This window comes from Pseudomonas sp. S2_B07, assembly GCF_054668435.1.
Genome location: NZ_CP162769.1, coordinates 3,248,761 through 3,269,019, shown reverse-complemented (window position 1 = coordinate 3,269,019; position 20,259 = coordinate 3,248,761). Strand labels below are relative to the sequence as shown.

Below are 20,259 nucleotides of genomic sequence, written 5' to 3'. Positions count from 1 at the left end.
CCGCGCCCCCCTTTTTCGGCTGGCCCAGCGCGCGCTGTTTTCATGAAACTAATCGTAAAAGTCTTCCCCGAGATCACCATCAAGAGCCGCCCGGTACGGATGCGTTTCATCCGCCAATTGGCTAAAAACATCCGCACCGTGCTCCGCGACCTGGACCCGGCCGTGGTGGTGAACGGTGTGTGGGACAATCTCGAGCTGGAAACCCGCGTCAGCGAGCCCAAAGCCCTGAAGGAGATGACCGAGCGCCTGAGCTGCATGCCGGGCATCGCGCATTTCCTGCAGGTCGATGAATACCCGTTGGGCGATTTCGACGACATCGTCGCCAAGTGCAAGCAGCACTTCGGTGAGTCCCTGGCCGGCAAGATCTTCTCGGTGCGCTGCAAGCGTGCCGGCAAGCACGAATTCAGCTCGATGGACGTCGAAAAATACGTCGGCAGCCAACTGCGTCGTCAGTGCGGCGCCGCCGGAATCTCGCTGAAAGAGCCGGAAATCGAAGTTCGCATCGAAATTCGCGACAAACGGTTGTTTGTGATCCACAGCCAGCACAACAGCATCGGCGGTTATCCGCTGGGTGCACTGGAGCAGACGCTTGTGCTGATGTCCGGTGGCTTCGACTCCACCGTGGCGGCGTACCAGATCATGCGTCGTGGCCTGATGAGCCATTTCTGCTTCTTCAATCTGGGCGGAAGGGCCCATGAACTGGGCGTCATGGAAGTCGCGCACTTCATCTGGAAGAAGTACGGAAGCTCCCAACGCGTGTTATTTGTCAGTGTGCCGTTCGAGGAAGTTCTGGGAGAAATTCTCGGGAAAGTCGATAACAGTCATATGGGTGTAGTTTTGAAGCGTATGATGTTGCGCGCTGCTTCCCGTATTGCTGATCGGCTGGACATTGAAGCGCTGGTCACCGGTGAAGCGATTTCCCAGGTGTCGAGCCAGACGTTGCCGAACCTTTCCGTGATCGACTGCGTGACCGACAAGCTGGTCTTGCGTCCGCTGATCGCCAGTCACAAGCAGGACATCATCGACCTGGCCAACGAAATCGGGACTGCCGACTTCGCCAAGCACATGCCGGAATACTGCGGGGTCATCTCGGTGAACCCAAAGACCCACGCCAAGCGTCCGCGCGTGGAGCATGAAGAGAAAGAATTCGACATGGCGGTCCTTGAGCGTGCGCTCGAGAACGCCAAACTGGTCCCGATCGATCGCGTAATCGACGAATTGGGCCAGGACTTGCAGATTGAAGAAGTCAGCGAAGCGCTGGCGGGGCAAATCATCATCGACATCCGTCACCCGGATGCCGCTGAAGATGATCCGCTGGCCCTGGCTGGTATCGAGGTACAAGCGATGCCTTTCTATGCATTGAACGCTCGTTTCAAGGAACTGGACCCTACTCGCCAGTACCTGCTGTATTGCGACAAAGGCGTGATGAGTCGCCTGCATGCCCACCATTTGCTCAGTGAGGGGCATGCCAATGTGCGCGTTTATCGACCGAGCTAAGAGCCCGGGGCTGTATGCCTGTGGCCTGCGTCACCGGCCCCCCGACTCTGCCGTCAAGCTGTAACGGCAAGGCCTGACTCTACTGTTAATCGCTGCCAAGACTTGTCAGCACACCGAATCCTCTGATCGAGATACACAAGTGATCGAAAATCTACGCAACATCGCCATCATTGCTCACGTTGACCATGGTAAAACCACCCTGGTAGACAAACTCTTGCGTCAATCCGGCACCCTGGAGCGCAACGAGCTCAACGACGAGCGCGTGATGGACTCCAACGACCAGGAGAAAGAGCGCGGTATTACCATTCTGGCGAAAAACACCGCCATCAACTGGAACGGCTACCACATCAACATCGTGGACACCCCGGGCCACGCCGACTTCGGCGGCGAAGTTGAACGCGTAATGTCGATGGTTGACTCCGTTCTGCTGCTGGTTGACGCTCAAGACGGCCCTATGCCGCAAACCCGTTTCGTGACCAAGAAGGCTTTCGAAGCCGGCCTGCGTCCAATCGTGGTCATCAACAAGGTTGACCGTCCAGGCGCGCGTCCGGACTGGGTTCTGGACCAGATCTTCGACCTGTTCGACAACCTCGGTGCTACCGAAGAACAGCTGGACTTCAAAGTCGTCTACGCCTCGGCCCTGAACGGCATTGCCGGTCTGGAACACACCGACATGGCTGAAGACATGACCCCGCTGTACCAGTCGATCGTCGACAACGTACCTGCGCCGAAAGTCGACCGCGATGGTCCATTCCAGATGCAAATCTCCGCTCTGGACTACAACAGCTTCCTGGGTGTTATCGGCGTTGGCCGTATCGCTCGTGGCCGCATCAAGCCGAACACTCCGGTTGTCGCTATCGACGCCGACGGCAAGAAGCGTAACGGTCGTATCCTGAAGCTGATGGGTCACCACGGTCTGCACCGTATCGACGTTGACGAAGCAGCTGCCGGCGACATCGTCTGCATCAGCGGCTTCGACCAGCTGTTCATCTCCGACACTCTGTGCGACCCACTGAACGTCGAAGCGATGAAGCCGCTGACCGTTGACGAACCAACCGTTTCCATGACCTTCCAGGTAAACGACTCGCCTTTCTGCGGTAAAGAAGGCAAGTTCGTGACTTCCCGTAACATCAAGGAACGTCTGGACAAAGAACTGCTCTACAACGTTGCCCTGCGCGTTGAAGAAGGCGACACCGCCGACAAGTTCAAAGTCTCCGGCCGTGGTGAGCTGCACCTCTCGGTACTGATCGAAACCATGCGTCGCGAAGGCTTCGAAATGGGTGTTGGTCGTCCGGAAGTGATCATCCGCATGGTTGATGGCGTCAAGCACGAACCGTACGAAAACGTGACCATCGACCTGCCGGAAGAATCGCAAGGTTCGATCATGGAACAGATCGGTATCCGTAAGGGCGACCTGACCAACATGGTTCCGGATGGCAAGGGCCGTGTGCGCCTTGAGTACAACATCCCGGCCCGTGGCCTGATCGGTTTCCGTAACGAGTTCCTGACCCTGACCTCCGGTGCAGGCATCCTGACCTCGATCTTCGACCGTTACGACGTGATGAAGTCCGGCGACATGTCCGGCCGTCAGAACGGCGTGCTGGTGTCGGTTGCTACCGGTAAGGCACTGACTTACTCGCTGGAAACCCTGCAAGCTCGCGGCAAACTGTTCCTGGGTCACGGTGAAGACGTGTACGAAGGTCAAATCGTCGGCATCAACAGCCGCGACAACGACCTGGGCGTCAACCCAACCAAAGGCAAGAAGCTCGACAACATGCGTGCTTCGGGTAAAGACGAAACCATCGCTCTGGTTCCGCCTATCCGCTTCACTCTGGAGCAGGCTCTGGAATTCGTTCAAGAAGACGAATTGTGCGAAGTCACTCCTAAGTCCATCCGTCTTCGTAAGAAGATCCTGGGCGAAAGCGAGCGTACCCGCGCTGCCAAGAAAAGCGGCAACTGAGTTTCGACTTAGTTAACGCTTAAAAAAACGCCCCCGACCGCAAGGTCGGGGGCGTTTTTGTTTGTCTGGGGTTTGTGCGGTAACTGTGGCGAGCGAGCTTGCTCGCGCTGGGCTGCGTAGCGGCCCCAGATTTTTGCAGCTAGCTGATTTTCTGAGTGCTATGCACTCAGGCGGGAGCAAGCTCCCTCGCCACAGTTCACAGGCTGAGGATCAGAATTTTTCGAGGGTACGACGGCTACTGCTGGTCTCGCGCGCCACTTCCTTTGGCTTGTAAGCGCAATACCCCGGCCGTGGCCCGATTTTCGGGTGATTGCGGCAGGTATCCGGGCGCTTTTCATAAATAGTGCACAGACGGCTCTTACGATCCAGGTACAGGCAATCGTTGTTGCTCATGCGCTGGAGGGTGAAGATCTCGGTCTTCTGGCTGTAGCGTTCGACGATTCCTTCCTTCTGCAGGCGCTTGGCGATGTTCTTCGCCGGCTCGCCGCGTTCGAACTCGTCGACGATGCCGATACGGATCAGATCCTTGATCTTGACCTCGACCGGCAGCGTGCAGCAGCTGGACACGCAGGAACCGCACATCGGCGCAGAGTACTTGGCCCAGGTATCGAGGCGATCGATCTCAGCGGCGGCGATCAGGTTGGGCTTCATCATCGGTTGTTACCAGCTACGTGCATCAGGGCGCGCGATCATACCGGGACTGGTGGATTTTTGAACAACCTTTCGCCAGATTTTTTCTGTATCACCCAAAAAGCACCGTTAATCCGGCACGGCCCCTGCATTGATTCAGGCACACGACAAGGTAATGCCGACCTATCTCGCACTATCAGGAAAAACTGCCGAACCAGAGCCCTCACCGTCTGTCAGACCGTCTAGGCTCAACAACTCCACGCTCGCTCGAGGTCCTATCGATGACTCAAGAACCACTTGTTCGCGAAGCAGAGGTGGCCGCATTCCGCGACGCCGTCTTGACCAAACTCACCTATGCGGTGGGTAAAGACCCGGATCACGCCTTCGACCACGACTGGTTCGAAGCCATCGCCCTGGCGGCGCGGGATCACATGGTCGAGCACTGGATGGACCACACCCGGCAGATCTACCGCAAAGGACAGAAACGGGTTTATTACCTCTCCCTCGAATTTCTTATCGGCCGGCTGCTCTACGACAGCCTGAGCAACCTGGGCTTGCTCGACGTCGCCCGCGAAGCGCTGACCGAACTCGGTGTCGACCTCGAACGCATTCGCCTGCTGGAGCCCGACGCGGCGCTGGGCAACGGTGGCCTCGGTCGTCTGGCCGCCTGCTTCATGGAAAGCATGTCGACCCTGGGCATCGCCGGCCACGGCTACGGCATTCGTTATGAACACGGTTTGTTCCGCCAGGCCATCGTCGACGGCTGGCAGCAGGAACAGACCGAACACTGGCTGGACTTCGGCAACCCGTGGGAATTCGAGCGCCCAGAAGTCGTTTACCCGATCGGCTTCGGCGGCGGCGTCGAAACCGTCACCGATGAAAACGGCAAGACCAAGCAAGTCTGGACCCCGGTGGAAACCGTCCGCGCGATTGCTTACGACACGCCGGTGGTCGGCTGGCGCGGGGCGAGCGTCAATACCTTGCGTCTGTGGCGCGCGCGCGCGATGGAAGATTTGCACCTGGAACGCTTCAACGCCGGTGACCACTTGGGTGCCGTGGCCGAAGTCGCCCGGGCCGAAAGTATTTCCCGCGTGCTTTATCCCGCGGACAGCACCGAAGCCGGGCAGGAACTGCGCCTGCGCCAGGAATATTTCTTCGTCGCTGCCTCATTGCAGGATTTGCTGCGCCGTCACCGCAACATGCACACCTCGGTCCTGACCCTGGGCGACCACGCGGCGATCCAGCTCAACGACACGCACCCCTCGATTGCCGTGGCCGAATTGATGCGCCAACTGGTCGATGTCTACGACGTCGCCTGGGATGCAGCATGGCAAGTCACCGTGGACACGCTGTCGTACACCAACCACACGCTGCTGCCGGAAGCGCTGGAAACCTGGCCGGTCGGCTTGATGGAGCGGATGTTGCCGCGGCACATGCAGATCATTTACCTGATCAACGCCCAACACATCGATTCGCTGCGGGCCAAAGGGATTCACGACTTCGACGTGTTGCGCGCGGTGTCGCTGATCGAAGAAGACAATGGCCGCCGTGTGCGCATGGGCAACCTCGCGTTCCTTGGTTCGCACAGCGTCAACGGTGTCTCCGGGCTGCACACGCAGTTAATGCGTAAAACCGTATTCTCCGAACTGCACAAACTCTACCCCGACCGGATCAACAACAAGACCAACGGCATCACCTTCCGCCGCTGGCTGTACCAGGCCAACCCTGAACTGACGTCGATGATGGTCGATGCCCTCGGGCCTGATTTGCTCGATAACCCCGAAGAGCGCTTGCTCGATCTGGAACCGTTCGCCGAGAAATCCGCGTTCCGAAAAGCCTTCGCCGATCAGCGTCTGCACAGTAAAAAAGCCCTGGCGTACCTGATTCACGAGCGGCTGGGCGTGGCGGTCAACCCGGCGGCGATGTTCGACGTGCAGGTCAAACGGATCCACGAGTACAAACGCCAGTTGCTCAACCTGATGCACACCGTAGCGTTGTATCAGGCGATTCGGGCCGAACCGGAAGTCGACTGGGTGCCGCGCGTGAAGATCTTCGCCGGCAAGGCCGCCGCCAGTTATCACCAGGCCAAGCTGATCATCAAATTGACCAACGACATTGCCCGGGTGGTGAATAACGACCCGACCGTGCGCGGTCTGCTCAAAGTGGTGTTCCTGCCCAACTACAACGTCAGCCTGGCGGAGAGCATTATTCCGGCGGCGGATTTGTCGGAGCAGATTTCCACCGCAGGCTTCGAAGCCTCCGGCACCAGCAACATGAAGTTCGGCCTCAACGGTGCATTGACTATTGGCACCCTGGACGGGGCCAACGTCGAAATGTGCGAGCGCATCGGCGCCGAGCACATGTTCATCTTCGGCCTCAGTGCGCAGCAGGTTGAAGCACGCAAACAGAATCATGAGTTCAACGCGACGCCGGATATCGCAGCGTCCCATCGGCTGAGCGACGTGCTGCAAGCGATTCGTGGCGGGGTGTTCTCGCCGGATGATCCGTCCCGTTATACCGGGTTGATCGATTCGCTGGTGGACTACGACCGCTTCCTGGTCTGTGCCGACTTCGACTCTTATTGGGACGCGCAGATGCGCGTTGAAGCCCATTGGCACGACTCCAAGGAATGGTGGCGTTCGGCGGTGTTGAACACCTCGCGGATGGGCTGGTTCTCCTCGGACCGGACTATTCGTGAGTACGCGACGGACATCTGGAAGGCACTGGAGTAACTTTTCGCAATAATTGCGTGCAAGGCCCGACGGTTGTTGGGCCTGGCCGATATACTAAGCACCAGTTTCAGTGAGCGCTGCGCGCTCAATCGCGGGCAAGTCACGCTCCCACAGGTCATCGTCGTTCTTGCGGCTCATGAAAATCCTGTGGGAGCGTGACTTGCCCGCGATGACGTCAGTGCAGACGCCACAAGGCAATGAGCCGCTTAGGGATATCGACCATGCAATGGATTTTCATGCTGATTGGGCTGGTGCTCGGCTGGATACTCGATGAGTCGTTCAGTGATGCGCTGTTGGGCGCGTTGCTCGGCTTGGGTATTGGCCAAGCCATTCACATCGCCCGTTTAGGTTCAAAAGCGGCCAAGCAGCACCTTTTGCTGGAGCAGACGCAAGTTGCGCTGAATGCCGTGCAGCAACGACTGACGTTGCTCGAAGTGTCCGGCGTCAAGGCGTCTGAAACCGGCGAACCGATCGCCAGCGAGTCTGTTGCGCCTCCTGAATTTACGCTCGACGAAATCCCTGCCGACACCCCGGAACTGATCTGGGATCTCCCTGCCGAACTCGAACCGATCACCACTGCGGCGACTGAGTCCAGTCAGCCACTGCCGGCCGATGTCTGGAAACCCGAGCCGGTTGCCCGCGAACCTGCCATCCCGCGCGGCCCTAACTTTATCGATCGCGCCATCAGTGGCGCCCGCGCCTGGCTGTTCGGTGGCAACACTGTGCTGCGGGTCGGTGTGGTGCTGTTGTTCCTCGGTCTGGCCTTTCTGCTGCGCTACGCAACCGAAGGCATGGTGGTGCCGATTGAACTGCGTTACGCCGGGGTTGCGGCGGCAGCATTGGGCCTGCTCGGTCTGGGCTGGTGGCTGCGTCATCGCAACACCCATTACGCATTGATGCTGCAAGGCACCGGCATTGCCGTGCTGTACCTGACGGTGTTCGCCGCCATGCGTTTGCATCCGTTGCTTGATCCCACCGCAGCGCTTGGCTTGCTGGTAGCGGTGACGGTGTTCTCGGCCATTCTGGCGATCACCCAGGACTCCCTGGCGTTGGCCTGCGTCGCCGCGCTGGGCGGTTTTGCCGCGCCGATTCTCACGTCCACTGGCGCCGGCAATCACGTCGCGCTGTTCAGCTACTTTGCGTTGCTCAACGCCGGCATCCTCGCCATCGCCTGGTTCAAGGCCTGGCGATTGCTCAACTTGATTGGCTTCGTCGGCACCTTCGGTATCGGTTTCGCCTGGGGCCTGCGTTCCTACACGCCAGAGTTGCTGTGGAGCACCGAGCCGTTCCTGATCCTGTTTTTCCTGATGTACCTGGCCATCGGCCTGCTGTTCGCCCGGCGCAAGTTACTGGAAATGAGCGATGCGCCCGAGGACGACAGTCGCGAGGCGTTGCTGCGCTGGTCGGCGCGTAAAGGTGATTACGTCGACGGCACGATGCTGTTTGGCCCGCCGTTGGTGGGCTTCGGCTTGCAGTTCGCGCTGGTCCAGCACCTTGAGTTTGCCGCCGCGTTCAGCGCATTGGCGCTGGGCATGATTTACATGGGGCTGGCCCGATTGCTGATGGGCGGCCGCGCGTTGTTGGTGGCAGAAACCTGTCTGGCACTGGGTGTGATTTTCGCCAGTCTGGCGATTCCATTGGGGCTGGATGCGCGCTGGACGTCGGCGGCCTGGGCCGTCGAAGGTGCCGGGATTTTCTGGCTCGGCTTGCGTCAGCAACGCCCGTTGGCCAGGGCCTTTGCCTTGTTGCTGCAACTGGGTTCGGCGCTGGCGTTTCTCAGCGAGCTGCGGATCGGCGAAAGCAGCCTGCTCGACGGCGCACCGTTGGGTGCGTTGATGCTCGGCGTGGCGTTGTTGTTCAGCTTCTACCAATTGCGCCAAGCCTCGCCGGAGCACACGGCGCAATGGGAACGCAAAGGGCTGCCGGTACTGGCTTGCCTCGGCCTGATGTTCCTTTACCTATTGGCGCCGTTGTTTTTCTTCACCCACGGTACGGCGATCAGTTGGGCGCTGGCCGGGCTGGCGACGTTGTTTGTCGGTCTGCGCCTGCAATCGCGCACGTTCCTGTTCACCGCGTTTGCTGTGCAATTGCTCGGTGGCGCGTTGTTCCTGCTGCGTCTGCAAGGGGCTGGCGGTGAATCGGCGGCGGTGTTCAGTGCCGGCTGGAGCGGTTTGCTCAGTGCCTCGCTGATCGGCCTGGCGTTGATCGCCGGCATGCTGCTGGCGGCCCGTGATGACATGGTGCGCAGCGACGTGCGACTGCTGCGCGGTTTGTCGGTGGTGTTGCTGGCCGGCCTGGTGCTGATCAATCTGGCGGTGCTGTTCGTGCTGCCATGGCAGACCGCGAGTGCGGTGTGGGCGGCCAGTGGTTTGTTCATCATCTGGTTGAGCCTGTATCTCAAGCAGCGCGTGAGTTTTGTCTTCGGTTTGCTGTTGCAGGTGATTGGCGGCGCGGCGTTCCTGTTTGCCGGGCCGGACCTGCTCGGACCGTTGGCCAGCGAAGGACTGAAGCCACTGGCGCACAGCGGTTTCTGGACGCCGTTGGTACTGGGCTTGGCGGCGCTGGTCGGGGCCTGGCGATTGCAGCTGGGCAACCATGCTTCGGCGTTCGATGTGTTGAGCTTGCAGCGTTTGTCCGAAGTGCTGCTGGTGTGGGGTGCAGGTTGGTGGGCGCTGGCGTGGGTCAGTGAAGTGCTGCGCTTTGCGCCGGTGAATCTGCAAGCGCCGCTGCTGCTGGCGGTGGCGGCCATTAGTGTGGCGCTGTGGACACTGTTGGCACTGCGCTTGAAATGGTCTTCGCTGGGTTTGCTCTGCACCTTGCTGATACCCGCGGCCGGCGTGGTGTTGCTCGCGGCGTGGCATTCGCGTTATCACCCGGCGGCGAGTTTTGGCTGGTTGGCCTGGGCGGCGGTGTTTGTCGTGCATTTCGTTTCGCTGAAACGACTGGCGCCGATGTTGCGGGTGCGCGCGCTCAGCACCGCGCATGTGCTTGGCTGCTGGTTGTTGATCGGTGTGCTGGCGCTGGAACTGCGTTACGGCTTGCTGTTGTTGTCCGAGCAGTACAACGCCTGGCGCTGGTTGGGCTGGGCGATTCTGCCGAGTCTGTACCTGGTGCTGATGGCGGCGCCGCGCACTTGGCCGTGGCCGGTGTCGGCGTATCCCCGCGAGTACCGACTGTATGCGGCGGCACCGTTGGCGCTGCTGATGCTCGGCTGGTTCTGGCTGGCGAACGTGGTCAGCGACGGCACCGCCGAACCGCTGCCTTATGTGCCGCTGATCAACCCGCTGGAATTGGGCCTGCTATGTGCGCTGTTCGGCGTCTACGTCTGGTCGCGCAGCGCGGTGACGCAGCTGGCGATCCGCAAGGATTACGCCGAACACGCCACGCAATTGATCGCCGGGGTTTCGCTGTTCGTGTTCTTCACTGCCTTGGTGATGCGCACCGCGCACCAATGGGGCGGTGTGCCGTTCGAATTCGATGTCTTGCTGGAATCGATGCTGGTGCAGGCCGGCCTGTCCATCGTCTGGACCCTGATGGCGCTGAGCCTGATGATCGGTGGCCATTTACGCCATCGTCGCGAGGTCTGGCTGATCGGTGCGGCGTTGATTGGCGTGGTGGTGGCCAAGCTGTTCTTTGTGGAATTGAGTAACCGCGGCGGGCTCGCGCGGATCGTGTCGTTTATCGGCGTGGGTGTGCTGCTACTGGTGGTGGGCTATTTCGCGCCGCTGCCGCCCAAGCGTGCCGAGGCTGTGCCGGAATCTGAAAAACCGGCCCCGGAAACCGAAGGAGTGTCGTCTTGAGTCAGAAGCTGAACCTGGGATGGTTGGGTGCCGTTGCGCTGGGTGTGACGTTGTCAGTCAGCGCCCAGGAGCAACCGGCGGATTTCACCACTCAAGTGCCGTTGTCCGTGAGCGGCGAAGGCCCGTGGTATCGCCTCGAATTGCCGTTGAGCGTGCAGTTGAATGCGCGGCAAACCGACCTGAGTGATGTGCGTGTGTTCAACGCCGCCGGTCAGGTTCAGGCGTATGCCCTGGCGCGGGAATCGGCCCAGACCCGCAAAGATCGCACGCTGACCGACGTGAAGTGGTTCCCGCTGTACAACTCGGCGGATTCCACCGAGCGCGCGCCCAGCGTGCGGGTGCAATCGAGTGCCAACGGCACCCTGGTCGAAGTGCAGCCGTCCAGTCAGTTGGAGGCGGGCGAAGAAGTCCTGCGCGGCTGGTTGCTCGATGCCAGTGGCATCAAGGCGCCGTTGCAGCAATTGGTCCTCGACTGGACCAGCGAGCGTGACGGCTTCCAGCGATTCAGCATAGAAGCCAGCGACGACTTGCAGCATTGGCAATCGTGGGGCGAAGGGCAGGTCGCACGGCTGACGTTTGCCGACGAACAGGTCGAGCAGCATGAAGTCGGGTTGCCGGGGCAATCGGCGCGCTATCTGCGCTTGCTGTGGAATTCGCCGCAATCGGCGCCAGCGCTGACCTCGGCGCAGCTGGAAAGCGCCAGCACCCGCAGCCTGCCGCTGCCGTTGGTCTGGTCTCAAGCGTTGGCCGGCAGCAGCGCGAAGGTCGGTGAATACACTTGGCAGTTGCCGATGGGGCTGAATGTCGAACGGGTGCAGGTCGATCTGAGTCAGCCCAACAGTCTGGCGCCGGTGACGTTGTCGGGTCGCCGCGAGAGCAGTTTGCCGTGGCAGCCGCTGGGCAGCGGTTTGCTGTATCGCCTGACCCAGAGTGGCCAGGACGTGGTGCAAAACGAATTGCAGTTGTCGGGGCAAACCGTGCAGCAGTTGAAACTGGTGGTGGACGAGCGTGGCGGCGGCCTGGGTGCCGAAGCGCCGACGCTGAAGTTCGCTGTGCGCTCGACGCAACTGGTGTTCCTGGCACGCGGCCCCGGGCCTTACATGCTGGCGCTGGGGAGTGCGACGGTGAAAGCGGCGAGCTTGCCGTTGTCGACGCTGATTCCGGATTACAGCGCGCAGAAACTGGCGACATTGGGCAAGGCAACGGTGGACGGCGGGGCGGTGGTGACGCCGACATCGACGGTGATCACGACGGCAACGGCGGGCACGAGCTGGAAAAAAATCGGGTTGTGGGCGGTGTTGTTGCTGAGTGTGCTGTTCCTGGCAGCGATGGCGTTCAGCTTGCTGCGCAAGCCCCCTGTCAAACCCTGAAAGTGGGTGTTGCGCCCCCATCGCGAGCAGGCGCGCTCCCGCAGTGGATCTCCCGTGTTCATGGGATCCAAGTGGGCGTGAGCCTGCTCGCGATAGCGGTTTATCGGCCGGTAAAAATGCCCGTTTCGAACTACGCTCATCCCGGTGCATGAACTCTCTTGGGCGTATCACGTCTGATAGGAGGAAATGCGCCTCGACTCGCGTTAAACTGCGCGGGTTTTTAGCCCCCCATTCCACCGGAGCCTTCCATGTCCCGCGTTACCCTGAGTCGCTATTTGATTGAGCAGACCCGTAGCAACAACACCCCTGCCGATCTGCGTTTCCTGATCGAAGTGGTGGCGCGTGCTTGCAAAGAGATCAACCACGCCGTGTCCAAAGGCGCATTGGGTGGTGTTCTGGGCAGCATGGGCACTGAAAACGTCCAAGGTGAAGTGCAGAAAAAACTCGACGTGATCTCCAACGAGATCCTGCTCGAAGCCAACGAATGGGGCGGTCACCTGGCCGGCATGGCGTCCGAAGAAATGGACAATGCCTACCAGATCCCGGGCAAATACCCGAAAGGCGCGTACCTGCTGGTATTCGACCCGCTGGACGGTTCGTCGAACATCGACATTAACGCACCGGTCGGTACGATCTTCTCGGTGCTGCGTTGCCCGAACGAATACCTGAGCCAGAACGAGCCTTTGAACGAGAAGGCCTTCCTGCAGCCAGGCACCGAGCAAGTGGCTGCCGGTTACGCGATCTACGGTCCACAGACCATGTTGATCCTGACCCTGGGTGATGGCGTTAAAGGCTTCACCCTGGACCGTGAAATGGGCAGCTTCGTGCTGACCCACGAAGACATCAAGATCCCGACTTCCACTCAGGAATTCGCGATCAACGCCTCCAACCAGCGTCACTGGGAAGCCCCGGTACAACGTTACGTCGGCGAATTGCTGGCTGGCGAAGAAGGCCCGCTGAAAAAGAACTACAACATGCGTTGGGTCGCCGCGATGGTCGCGGACGTGCACCGCATCCTGACCCGTGGCGGTCTGTTCATGTACCCGCGCGACAGCCGCGAGCCGTCCAAGCCGGGCAAGCTGCGTCTGATGTACGAAGCCAACCCGATGTCGTTCCTGGTTGAACAGGCCGGCGGCGCTTCCACCGATGGCCATCAGCGCATTCTCGACATCAAGCCGGACGGCCTGCACCAGCGTGTCGCGGTGTTCCTCGGTTCGAAAGAAGAAGTCGAACGCGTCACGGCTTACCACAAGGCCTAAACCATGACCGCGCCCTGGCAGCCGTTGCTCGATTGGTGGTTCGGTTCTTCCGGATCAGCGAACGAAACAGCGGCCGCCAAGGGCAAGTTATGGTTCGGCAAGCGCAACAGCCAGGACCTCGAAGCGCAAACGCGTTTCGGGGACTGGGTCGAGCAGGCACTGGTCGGCGGATTGACTGACTGGGCGCAACGCCCCGAAGGTTGGCTGGCTCTGGTGCTGCTGCTCGATCAACTCCCGCGAATGATCTACCGCGACACTCCCAAATCCTTTTCCGGCGATCTCAGGGCTCAGGCTCTGGTGGCGCAAGGCATTGCTGCGGATTTTGATCGGCAGCTGCAGCCGATTCAGCGGGTGTTTATTTACCTGGTGCTGGAGCATTGCGAGCATCTGGCGGTGCAGAACGAAGCTGTTTCGCGGTTCATCGAATTGGTGGCGCAGCAGCCGGAGGCTGATCGGGCGGTGTTTGCCGATAACCTGGATTATGCCGAGCGGCATCGGGACGTGATTGCGCGGTTTGGACGGTTTCCGCATCGCAATGCGGTGTTGGGGCGGGCGTCTACGGCTGAGGAAATAGAGTTTCTTTCGGGGCCTGGATCTCGGTTCTGATGCTTCTTTTTTGCTAATGCCGCCATCGCGGGCAAGCCCGCTCCCACAATGATCTCTGTCCACCGAAGATCCCTGTGGGAGCGGGCTTGCCCGCGAAGAGGCCAGTAAGAGCGCCTTAGATTCTGAAGCTACCCACCAACTGCTTCAATCGCGCCGCCTGCTGCTCAAGATCCGCACACGCACGCAAGGTCGACTGCAAGTTCTCCACCCCTTCCTGGTTCAAGGTGTTGATCTCGGTAATGTCGACGTTGATCGACTCCACCACCGCGGTCTGTTCTTCCGTCGCTGTCGCCACTGACTGGTTCATCCCGTCGATTTCACCAATGCGCTGCGTCACGCTGCCCAGGCGTTCACCGGCCTGGTTGGCGATGCCGACGCTGCTTTCGCTCTGGCGCTGGCTGTCGGTCATGGTGCTGACCGCTTCACGGGCGCCGACTTGCAGCTCCTCGATCATCTTCTGCACTTGCTGCGCCGAATCCTGAGTGCGGTGGGCAAGGTTGCGCACCTCGTCCGCCACCACGGCAAAGCCACGACCGGCTTCACCGGCACGGGCTGCTTCGATGGCCGCGTTCAGGGCCAGCAAGTTGGTCTGCTGGGAGATGCTGGTGATCACTTCCAGAATCTGCCCGATGTTCACGGTGTTGCTGTTGAGTGTTTCGATGTTGCCGCACGAATCGCTGATCTTCGCCGACAGCTGCTGCATCGCAGCGATGGTTTTATCCACCACTTGCTGACCGTCTTCGGCGAGGGCGCGGGCGTCGCTCGAATGCTGCGAGGCGAGGGCGGCGTTCTGGGCGATTTCCTGGGCGGCGGCCCCCAGTTCGTTGATCGCGGCGGCCACGCTGCTGGTGCGCGAGGCTTGCTGGTCGGAGTTGAACATCGACGAGTTGGACGCGGCCACCACACGCAGGGCGACTTCGTTGACCTGGCCGGTGGCCGAGGACACTTCGCGAATCGAGGTGTGAATACGTTCTACAAAACGGTTGAACGAGGTGCCCAGTGCGCCGAATTCGTCCTGGCCGTGGATGGTCAGGCGTTTGGTCAGGTCACCTTCGCCTTCGGCGATGTCATGCATCGCGCGGCCCATGGTCAGCAGCGGCTGCATCAGGAAGCTGATCAACATGCCCAGCAACGCGATGATGATCACCACGGCGATGACCATGGCGATGATCGCCGAGGTGCGGAATTCGCTGAGCATCGAGAACGCGGTGTCCTGATCCAGCACCAGCGCCACATACCAGTCCGCCGACGGCACGCCGTTGACGTGGGTGAAGGAGATGAACTGGGTCTTGCCGTCGAACTCGACTTCTTTCATGCCCGGGCTGACTTTCGGCGCGCCGTTCGGGTAGGCATCGGCCAGTCCTTTGAGCACCAGTTTGCTGTCCGGGTGGATCAGGATCTTGCCGTCGGCGCTGACGATGAATGCATGGCCGTGGCCGCCGAAATTCAGCGAGTTGATGATTGCGCTGACGCTGGACAGGTCGATGTCCGCACCGGCGACACCGATCATCTGGCCCTGATTCTTCACGGGCGTGGCGACGGTGATTACCAATTTGCCCGAGGACGCAGCGATGTACGGTTCGGTGACGATGGTCTGTTGCGCGCTGTTGGCCGCCTTGTACCAGCCGCGAGCGCGAGGGTCGTAGTCGGCGGCGCGATTGCCGGCCGGGACCGAGAACATCACCCCGTCAGTGCCGCCGAAATAGCTCAGCTGGAAGTTGCTGGTGTAAGCCGGCAGGTCGATGGCGCGTTTCAGGCTGGCGGGTGCGCTGCCATCCATGGCGATCTGCTGGGACAACGATTGCAGCAACTGAATGCGGCTTTCCAGCCAGGTCTGGATGTTGCTGGTGGTCAGGCTGCCGAGTTCCTGCATCGAGGATTCGGTACTGCTGCGCAGGGTCTGGCGCTGGCGGTAGTCGTTGAACAGGATGAAACAAGCGAATGCAACGGCCACCACGAGGGCGGCAGCCAACAAGATCTTGTGGCTGAACTTCATGTTTCTGGTCATTAAATGAGCTACCGCGGAGGGGCTGATCAACTGGGGGCGTCAATTTGCCACAGTCAGGGCTGTGGGATCCCTCTGTGTCGACTGGCCAGCGCCAAAGATTAGGCGTCTTTTTGCAAAAACTGACGAAATACCCATTTGCGTAAGAAAGTGGCTGATTTTTCGAAAAAAGGCAGACGAGTGGCCTGATAAATAGCGTGACGGTCGGGGAACCAGAAGAGGGTTTTCTCTTCTAAGCTTCTGCTTGGCAGCCATGCCATTCCCCTTCGCTCCAGGAGTTTCACCATGTCGCTGCGATCTATCGCCTTGCTCTCGTTCTGCGTGTTGTTGGCCGCATGCAGCAAGGTCAATCAGGAAAACTACTCGAAACTGTCGACCGGCATGCCTAAGGCCGAGGTCGAAACGTTGTTGGGTCAACCTGCTGATTGCTCGGGCGCGCTCGGTATGTCCAGTTGCACCTGGGGCGACAAAAACAGCTTTATCAGCGTGCAGTACGCCGGTGACAAAGTATTGATGTTTTCCGGCCAAGGCCTGAAGTAAACCGGGGCGTTGCGCCCACGGGAGAAAAACAATGAAGCGGTTCCTGTTCGTACTTTTTGCCGGCCTGGTATTGGCTGGCTGCGCCACTTCTGGCCATGATTCGTTGGCGCCAAAAACGGTCAACAGCGTCAACCTCAAGCGTTACCAGGGAACCTGGTACGAGTTGGCTCGCCTGCCGATGTATTTCCAGCGCGACTGCGCGCAGTCCGAAGCCCATTACAGCCTCAAGCCTGACGGCAACATGGCGGTGTTGAACCGCTGCCTGACACCGCAGTGGCAGTGGGAAGAGGTCAAGGGCACGGCTTATCCACAGGTGTCGGGTAAATTCGACAAACTGTGGGTCGAGTTCGATACCTGGTTTTCTCGTCTGCTGCCCGGTACGGCGAAGGGCGAATACTGGGTGTTGTACGTCAGCGATGACTACAAGACAGCCATTGTGGGCGACCCGAGTCGCAAGTACCTGTGGCTGCTGTCGCGGACCCCGACGGTCAATGGCGTGGTTCGAGAGGAATTGCTGAGCAAGGCGCGTCAGCAAGGTTACGACACCACGCGGCTGATCTGGCGTGCGACGGATACGCAGATGGCCAAGACCTCGAACTAACTGTTTGCAGAAACCCAATGTGGGAGCGAGCCTGCTCGCGAAGGCGGACTGTCAGTCAACATCTCTGTTGAATCTGATGGCCCCTTCGCGAGCAGGCTCGCTCCCACATTTTGTTTGGGGTTAGCCCAGAAGATCGCGCAGGACCTGGGTGAAGGCGCGATTGCTTTCTTCTTCTCCCGCATGACGCCCGTCACGCACGACCCACTGGCCATTGACCAGCACATCACGCACCTGACGATCACCACCGGCAAACAACCAGCGATTCAAAATCCCGTCGCCACTGGCCGTCGCCAGGTACGGATCGTTGCCGTCCAGTACCAGCCAATCCGCACGCTTACCGACTTCCAATGCGCCAATCGGCTGACCCAACGCCTGAGCGCCGCCATCCAATGCCGCGTCGTACAGTGTGCGACCCACCATCGGCTGCTCCGCGCCATACAAACGATTACGCCGCTGATCGCGCAGACGCTGGCCGTATTCCAGCCAGCGCAATTCTTCCACCACGCTCAACGACACATGACTGTCGGAACCAATACCCATGCGTCCGCCCTGAGCGAGGAAATCCACCGCCGGGAAAATTCCGTCGCCAAGGTTGGCTTCGGTGGTCAGGCACAAACCGGCAATGGCGCGACTCTTGGCCATCAGCGTGACTTCTTCCGCGTTGGCGTGGGTGGCGTGAACCAGGCACCAGCGCTGATCGACCTCATTGTTTTCGTACAGCCATTGCAGCGGACGACGACCGCTCCAGGTCAAACAGTCGTCGACTTCCTTCTGTTGTTCGGCAATGTGAATGTGCACCGGGCATTGTTTGTCGCTGGCGGCCAGCACTTCGCTGATCTGCTGCGGGGTTACTGCGCGTAGCGAATGGAAGCACAAGCCCAGCGACTGCGCCGGTTGCTGCGCCAGGATCGGCTGCAAACGCGACTGAAGTTTCAGGTAGTTCTCGGTGCTGTTGATAAAGCGGCGCTGGCCTTCGTTGGGCGTCTGGCCACCGAAACCGGAATGGCTGTAGAGCACCGGCAGCAGGGTCAGGCCGATACCGGCGGAACTCGCCGCCTGGCTGATACGCAGCGCCAGTTCGGCCGGGTCGGCGTAAGGCTGGCCATTGGTGTCGTGGTGCACGTAATGAAATTCCGCGACCGAGGTGTAACCAGCCTTGAGCATTTCGATGTAGAGCTGACGGGCGATGACGCCGAGTTGATCCGGGCTGATTTTTCCGACGAGGCGATACATCAAATCGCGCCAGGTCCAGAAACTGTCGTTCGGATTACCCGCCACTTCCGCCAAACCGGCCATCGCTCGCTGGAAGGCATGGGAGTGCAGATTCGGCATCCCCGGCAGCAGCGGACCGCTTAGCCGTTCGGCGCCATCTGCATGGGAATCGGCCTGGATATGGGTCAATACGCCCGCGGCGTTGACCTCAAAACGTACATTGTTGGCCCATCCACTAGGCAGCAGCGCGCGTTCGGCAAAGAAGGCGGACATGGTTCAGCACCCCATCGTGTGTTATTTGTATATACATATACAGACGTTTGCCTGCTCGGTAAACTCCGGCAAGCTAGCAACTCTTCTCAAACGAACAAGGATTAACCGTGCCGACTCCGCCCCCAGTGTCACCGTTGGCCGCGAACATGGGCGACAGTCCGGCGCCCTTGTACGCCCGCGTCAAACAGATGATTACCCAGCAAATCGACAGTGGAAACTGGCCGCCGCACTACCGCGTTCCGTCGGAAAGCGAGCTGGTCAGCCAGCTCGGCTTCAGCCGCATGACCATCAACCGTGCCCTGCGCGAGATGACCGCCGACGGTCTGTTGGTGCGCATGCAAGGCGTGGGTACGTTCGTCGCCGAGCCGAAAAGCCAGTCCGCGCTGTTTGAAGTGCACAACATCGCCGACGAGATCGCCTCCCGTGGCCATCGCCATACCTGCAAGGTGATCACCCTTGAAGAAGAGGCCGCCGGCTCCGAGCGCGCTTTGGCGCTGGATATGCGCGAAGGGCAGAAGGTTTTCCATTCGCTGATCGTGCATTTCGAAAACGATATCCCGGTGCAAATCGAAGACCGTTTCGTCAACGCGCTGGTCGCCCCGGAGTACCTCAAGCAGGATTTCACCCTCCAAACGCCTTATGCCTACTTGAACCAGGTCGCGCCGCTGACCGAAGGTGAGCACGTGGTCGAGGCGATTCTGGCCGAGGCGTCGGAGTGCAAATTGCTGCAGATTGAAAAGGGCGAGCCGTGCCTGCTGATTCGTCGCCGCACCTGGTCCGGCCGTCAGCCCGTGACCGCCGCCCGTTTGATCCACCCCGGTTCCCGTCATCGTCTGGAAGGTCGGTTTCATAAATGAGAACAATGGTTTTACGCGCCAAAGATTACCCGCGCATGCCGTGGAAAAACGGCGGCGGCAGCACTGAAGAAATCACCCGCGATGCGGGCGTTGGCCTTGAGGGTTTCGGCTGGCGCCTGTCGATTGCCGACATCGGCGAGTCGGGTGGTTTCTCGACATTCACCGGTTACGAGCGGGTCATCACTGTGCTGCAAGGTGACGGCATGACCTTGCGGGTGGATGGCCAGGACACGCATCCGTTGTTACCGCTGCACCCGTTTGCCTTCAGTGGTGAGAGCGAAGTGTCCTGCACACTGCTCGGCGGGCCGATCCGCGATTTCAACCTGATTTATGCGCCGCAACGTTACAGCGCGCGGTTGCAGTGGCTGGCGGGTGAGCAGCGGTTTTTCAGTTCGGCGGGGACCGTGTTGGTGTTCAGCATCGCCGACGCATTGGAGGTGAAAGCCGGTAACAGCGTTTCGCAACTGGGTCGCCATGATTGCCTGCAACTGGACGGTAACACTGGGTTGTTGGAAGTCTCCAGCAATGGCCCATGCTGTGTGATCGAACTGACTGCGCACTGATTCAATATCAAGTCGCCTCTATCGCGGGCAAGCCCGCTCCCACAGGTACGATGATTTCCCTGTGGGAGCGGGCTTGCCCGCGATGCTTTTTGCCTCGCAAAAACTGTTCCCCTGCGCGCACCATCTTGTTACCGAACGCCCCAGCGTGGCGCAAAACCTCGCTCAAGTAACAGCCGTCACCCTTCTGCAACAATCCCCCCGAAAAATTTCATCTCTACCAGAACCCTTGATCTACAAGCGTTCCAGCCCATCCAAAAACTTTCTTGAACACCCATCAAACAAGTTGGCCGCTTGATTGCATATGCTTGTATGTACAAGTAAAGACGTATGCGTATGAGTCGACCGAGACTCTCC

Annotated in this window: 15 protein-coding genes and 1 pseudogene; 11 read left to right on the top strand and 5 right to left on the bottom strand. The window is 59.9% G+C overall.

All coding sequences use genetic code 11. The features are described from left to right. The first annotated feature begins 42 nt into the window (after positions 1-42). Together thiI and typA are read left to right on the top strand one after the other, a co-directional pair. Positions 43-1,497, top strand: a complete 1,455-nt coding sequence (gene thiI / locus AB4N43_RS14950; RefSeq protein WP_027922157.1) for a tRNA uracil 4-sulfurtransferase ThiI — start codon at positions 43-45, stop codon at positions 1,495-1,497. 139 nt (positions 1,498-1,636) lie between these two features. Continuing rightward, positions 1,637-3,457, top strand: coding sequence for a translational GTPase TypA (gene typA, locus AB4N43_RS14945; RefSeq protein ID WP_027922156.1), 1,821 nt, complete (start codon positions 1,637-1,639; stop codon positions 3,455-3,457). Between the two features lie 210 nt (positions 3,458-3,667). On the opposite strand, the gene AB4N43_RS14940 is transcribed toward typA, so the two are convergent. After that, complete coding sequence (locus tag AB4N43_RS14940) at positions 3,668-4,108, bottom strand: YkgJ family cysteine cluster protein (RefSeq protein ID WP_027922155.1); 441 nt, start codon at positions 4,106-4,108, stop codon at positions 3,668-3,670. 260 nt (positions 4,109-4,368) lie between these two features. Between AB4N43_RS14940 and AB4N43_RS14935 the strand changes: the two genes are divergently transcribed. From AB4N43_RS14935 to AB4N43_RS14915, 5 genes are all read left to right on the top strand, one after another. Next, positions 4,369-6,819, top strand: coding sequence for a glycogen/starch/alpha-glucan phosphorylase (locus AB4N43_RS14935; RefSeq protein ID WP_027922154.1), 2,451 nt, complete (start codon positions 4,369-4,371; stop codon positions 6,817-6,819). A gap of 221 nt (positions 6,820-7,040) precedes the next feature. After that, positions 7,041-10,619, top strand: coding sequence for a DUF2339 domain-containing protein (locus tag AB4N43_RS14930; RefSeq protein ID WP_460151593.1), 3,579 nt, complete (start codon positions 7,041-7,043; stop codon positions 10,617-10,619). Further along, complete coding sequence (locus AB4N43_RS14925) at positions 10,616-11,989, top strand: DUF3999 domain-containing protein (protein ID WP_027922152.1); 1,374 nt, start codon at positions 10,616-10,618, stop codon at positions 11,987-11,989. Before AB4N43_RS14930 ends, AB4N43_RS14925 begins: the two co-directional genes overlap by 4 nt. Positions 11,990-12,237: 248 nt before the next feature. Then, positions 12,238-13,248: a class 1 fructose-bisphosphatase gene (locus AB4N43_RS14920; protein WP_059181786.1), complete on the top strand. Its 1,011-nt coding sequence runs from the start codon at positions 12,238-12,240 to the stop codon at positions 13,246-13,248. 3 nt (positions 13,249-13,251) lie between these two features. Further along, positions 13,252-13,854, top strand: coding sequence for a DUF924 family protein (locus AB4N43_RS14915; protein ID WP_027922150.1), 603 nt, complete (start codon positions 13,252-13,254; stop codon positions 13,852-13,854). Positions 13,855-13,969: 115 nt separating this feature from the next. On the opposite strand, the gene AB4N43_RS14910 is transcribed toward AB4N43_RS14915, so the two are convergent. The 3 genes and pseudogenes from AB4N43_RS14910 to AB4N43_RS14900 form a co-directional block, all read right to left on the bottom strand. Beyond that, entirely contained in the window at positions 13,970-14,734 is a 765-nt protein-coding gene (locus tag AB4N43_RS14910) for a methyl-accepting chemotaxis protein (RefSeq protein ID WP_370694726.1), read from the bottom strand. 141 nt (positions 14,735-14,875) lie between these two features. After that, positions 14,876-15,727 (bottom strand): annotated as a pseudogene (locus tag AB4N43_RS14905) (cache domain-containing protein); the annotation flags it as partial. 233 nt (positions 15,728-15,960) lie between these two features. Further along, positions 15,961-16,119: a hypothetical protein gene (locus AB4N43_RS14900; RefSeq protein WP_155953701.1), complete on the bottom strand. Its 159-nt coding sequence runs from the start codon at positions 16,117-16,119 to the stop codon at positions 15,961-15,963. A gap of 25 nt (positions 16,120-16,144) precedes the next feature. Between AB4N43_RS14900 and AB4N43_RS14895 the strand changes: the two genes are divergently transcribed. Continuing rightward, positions 16,145-16,399 carry a hypothetical protein gene (locus tag AB4N43_RS14895; RefSeq protein ID WP_027922147.1) on the top strand — a complete coding sequence of 85 codons (255 nt, stop codon included), beginning with the start codon at positions 16,145-16,147 and terminating at the stop codon, positions 16,397-16,399. 31 nt (positions 16,400-16,430) lie between these two features. Further along, positions 16,431-17,000: a lipocalin family protein gene (locus AB4N43_RS14890; RefSeq protein WP_027922146.1), complete on the top strand. Its 570-nt coding sequence runs from the start codon at positions 16,431-16,433 to the stop codon at positions 16,998-17,000. Positions 17,001-17,120: 120 nt separating this feature from the next. Here AB4N43_RS14890 and AB4N43_RS14885 read toward each other — a convergent pair whose 3' ends face one another. After that, on the bottom strand, positions 17,121-18,485 hold the full coding sequence (locus AB4N43_RS14885; RefSeq protein ID WP_460154184.1) for a formimidoylglutamate deiminase: 1,365 nt from the start codon (positions 18,483-18,485) through the stop codon (positions 17,121-17,123). 146 nt (positions 18,486-18,631) lie between these two features. Here AB4N43_RS14885 and hutC point away from each other — a divergent pair, with 146 nt between their 5' ends. Further along, a complete protein-coding gene (gene hutC / locus AB4N43_RS14880; protein WP_172825957.1) occupies positions 18,632-19,342 on the top strand; it encodes a histidine utilization repressor in 711 nt (236 codons plus the stop codon). Beyond that, the gene (locus AB4N43_RS14875) at positions 19,339-19,905 is read left to right on the top strand and encodes a HutD/Ves family protein (protein ID WP_027922143.1); all 567 of its coding nucleotides are present in this window, start codon (positions 19,339-19,341) and stop codon (positions 19,903-19,905) included. Before hutC ends, AB4N43_RS14875 begins: the two co-directional genes overlap by 4 nt. The last annotated feature ends 354 nt before the right edge of the window (positions 19,906-20,259 follow it).

Bases quoted from the DNA above. Each gene is read 5' to 3' on its own strand.
- thiI (WP_027922157.1), top strand. From the start codon at position 43: ATGAAACTAATCGTAAAAGTCTTCCCCGAGATCACCATCAAGAGCCGC.
- AB4N43_RS14940 (WP_027922155.1), bottom strand. From the start codon at position 4,108: ATGAAGCCCAACCTGATCGCCGCCGCTGAGATCGATCGCCTCGATACC.
- AB4N43_RS14935 (WP_027922154.1), top strand. From the start codon at position 4,369: ATGACTCAAGAACCACTTGTTCGCGAAGCAGAGGTGGCCGCATTCCGC.
- AB4N43_RS14930 (WP_460151593.1), top strand. From the start codon at position 7,041: ATGCAATGGATTTTCATGCTGATTGGGCTGGTGCTCGGCTGGATACTC.
- AB4N43_RS14920 (WP_059181786.1), top strand. From the start codon at position 12,238: ATGTCCCGCGTTACCCTGAGTCGCTATTTGATTGAGCAGACCCGTAGC.
- AB4N43_RS14915 (WP_027922150.1), top strand. From the start codon at position 13,252: ATGACCGCGCCCTGGCAGCCGTTGCTCGATTGGTGGTTCGGTTCTTCC.
- AB4N43_RS14910 (WP_370694726.1), bottom strand. From the start codon at position 14,734: ATGTTCAACTCCGACCAGCAAGCCTCGCGCACCAGCAGCGTGGCCGCC.
- AB4N43_RS14900 (WP_155953701.1), bottom strand. From the start codon at position 16,119: ATGGCATGGCTGCCAAGCAGAAGCTTAGAAGAGAAAACCCTCTTCTGG.
- AB4N43_RS14895 (WP_027922147.1), top strand. From the start codon at position 16,145: ATGTCGCTGCGATCTATCGCCTTGCTCTCGTTCTGCGTGTTGTTGGCC.
- AB4N43_RS14890 (WP_027922146.1), top strand. From the start codon at position 16,431: ATGAAGCGGTTCCTGTTCGTACTTTTTGCCGGCCTGGTATTGGCTGGC.
- AB4N43_RS14885 (WP_460154184.1), bottom strand. From the start codon at position 18,485: ATGTCCGCCTTCTTTGCCGAACGCGCGCTGCTGCCTAGTGGATGGGCC.
- hutC (WP_172825957.1), top strand. From the start codon at position 18,632: ATGGGCGACAGTCCGGCGCCCTTGTACGCCCGCGTCAAACAGATGATT.
- AB4N43_RS14875 (WP_027922143.1), top strand. From the start codon at position 19,339: ATGAGAACAATGGTTTTACGCGCCAAAGATTACCCGCGCATGCCGTGG.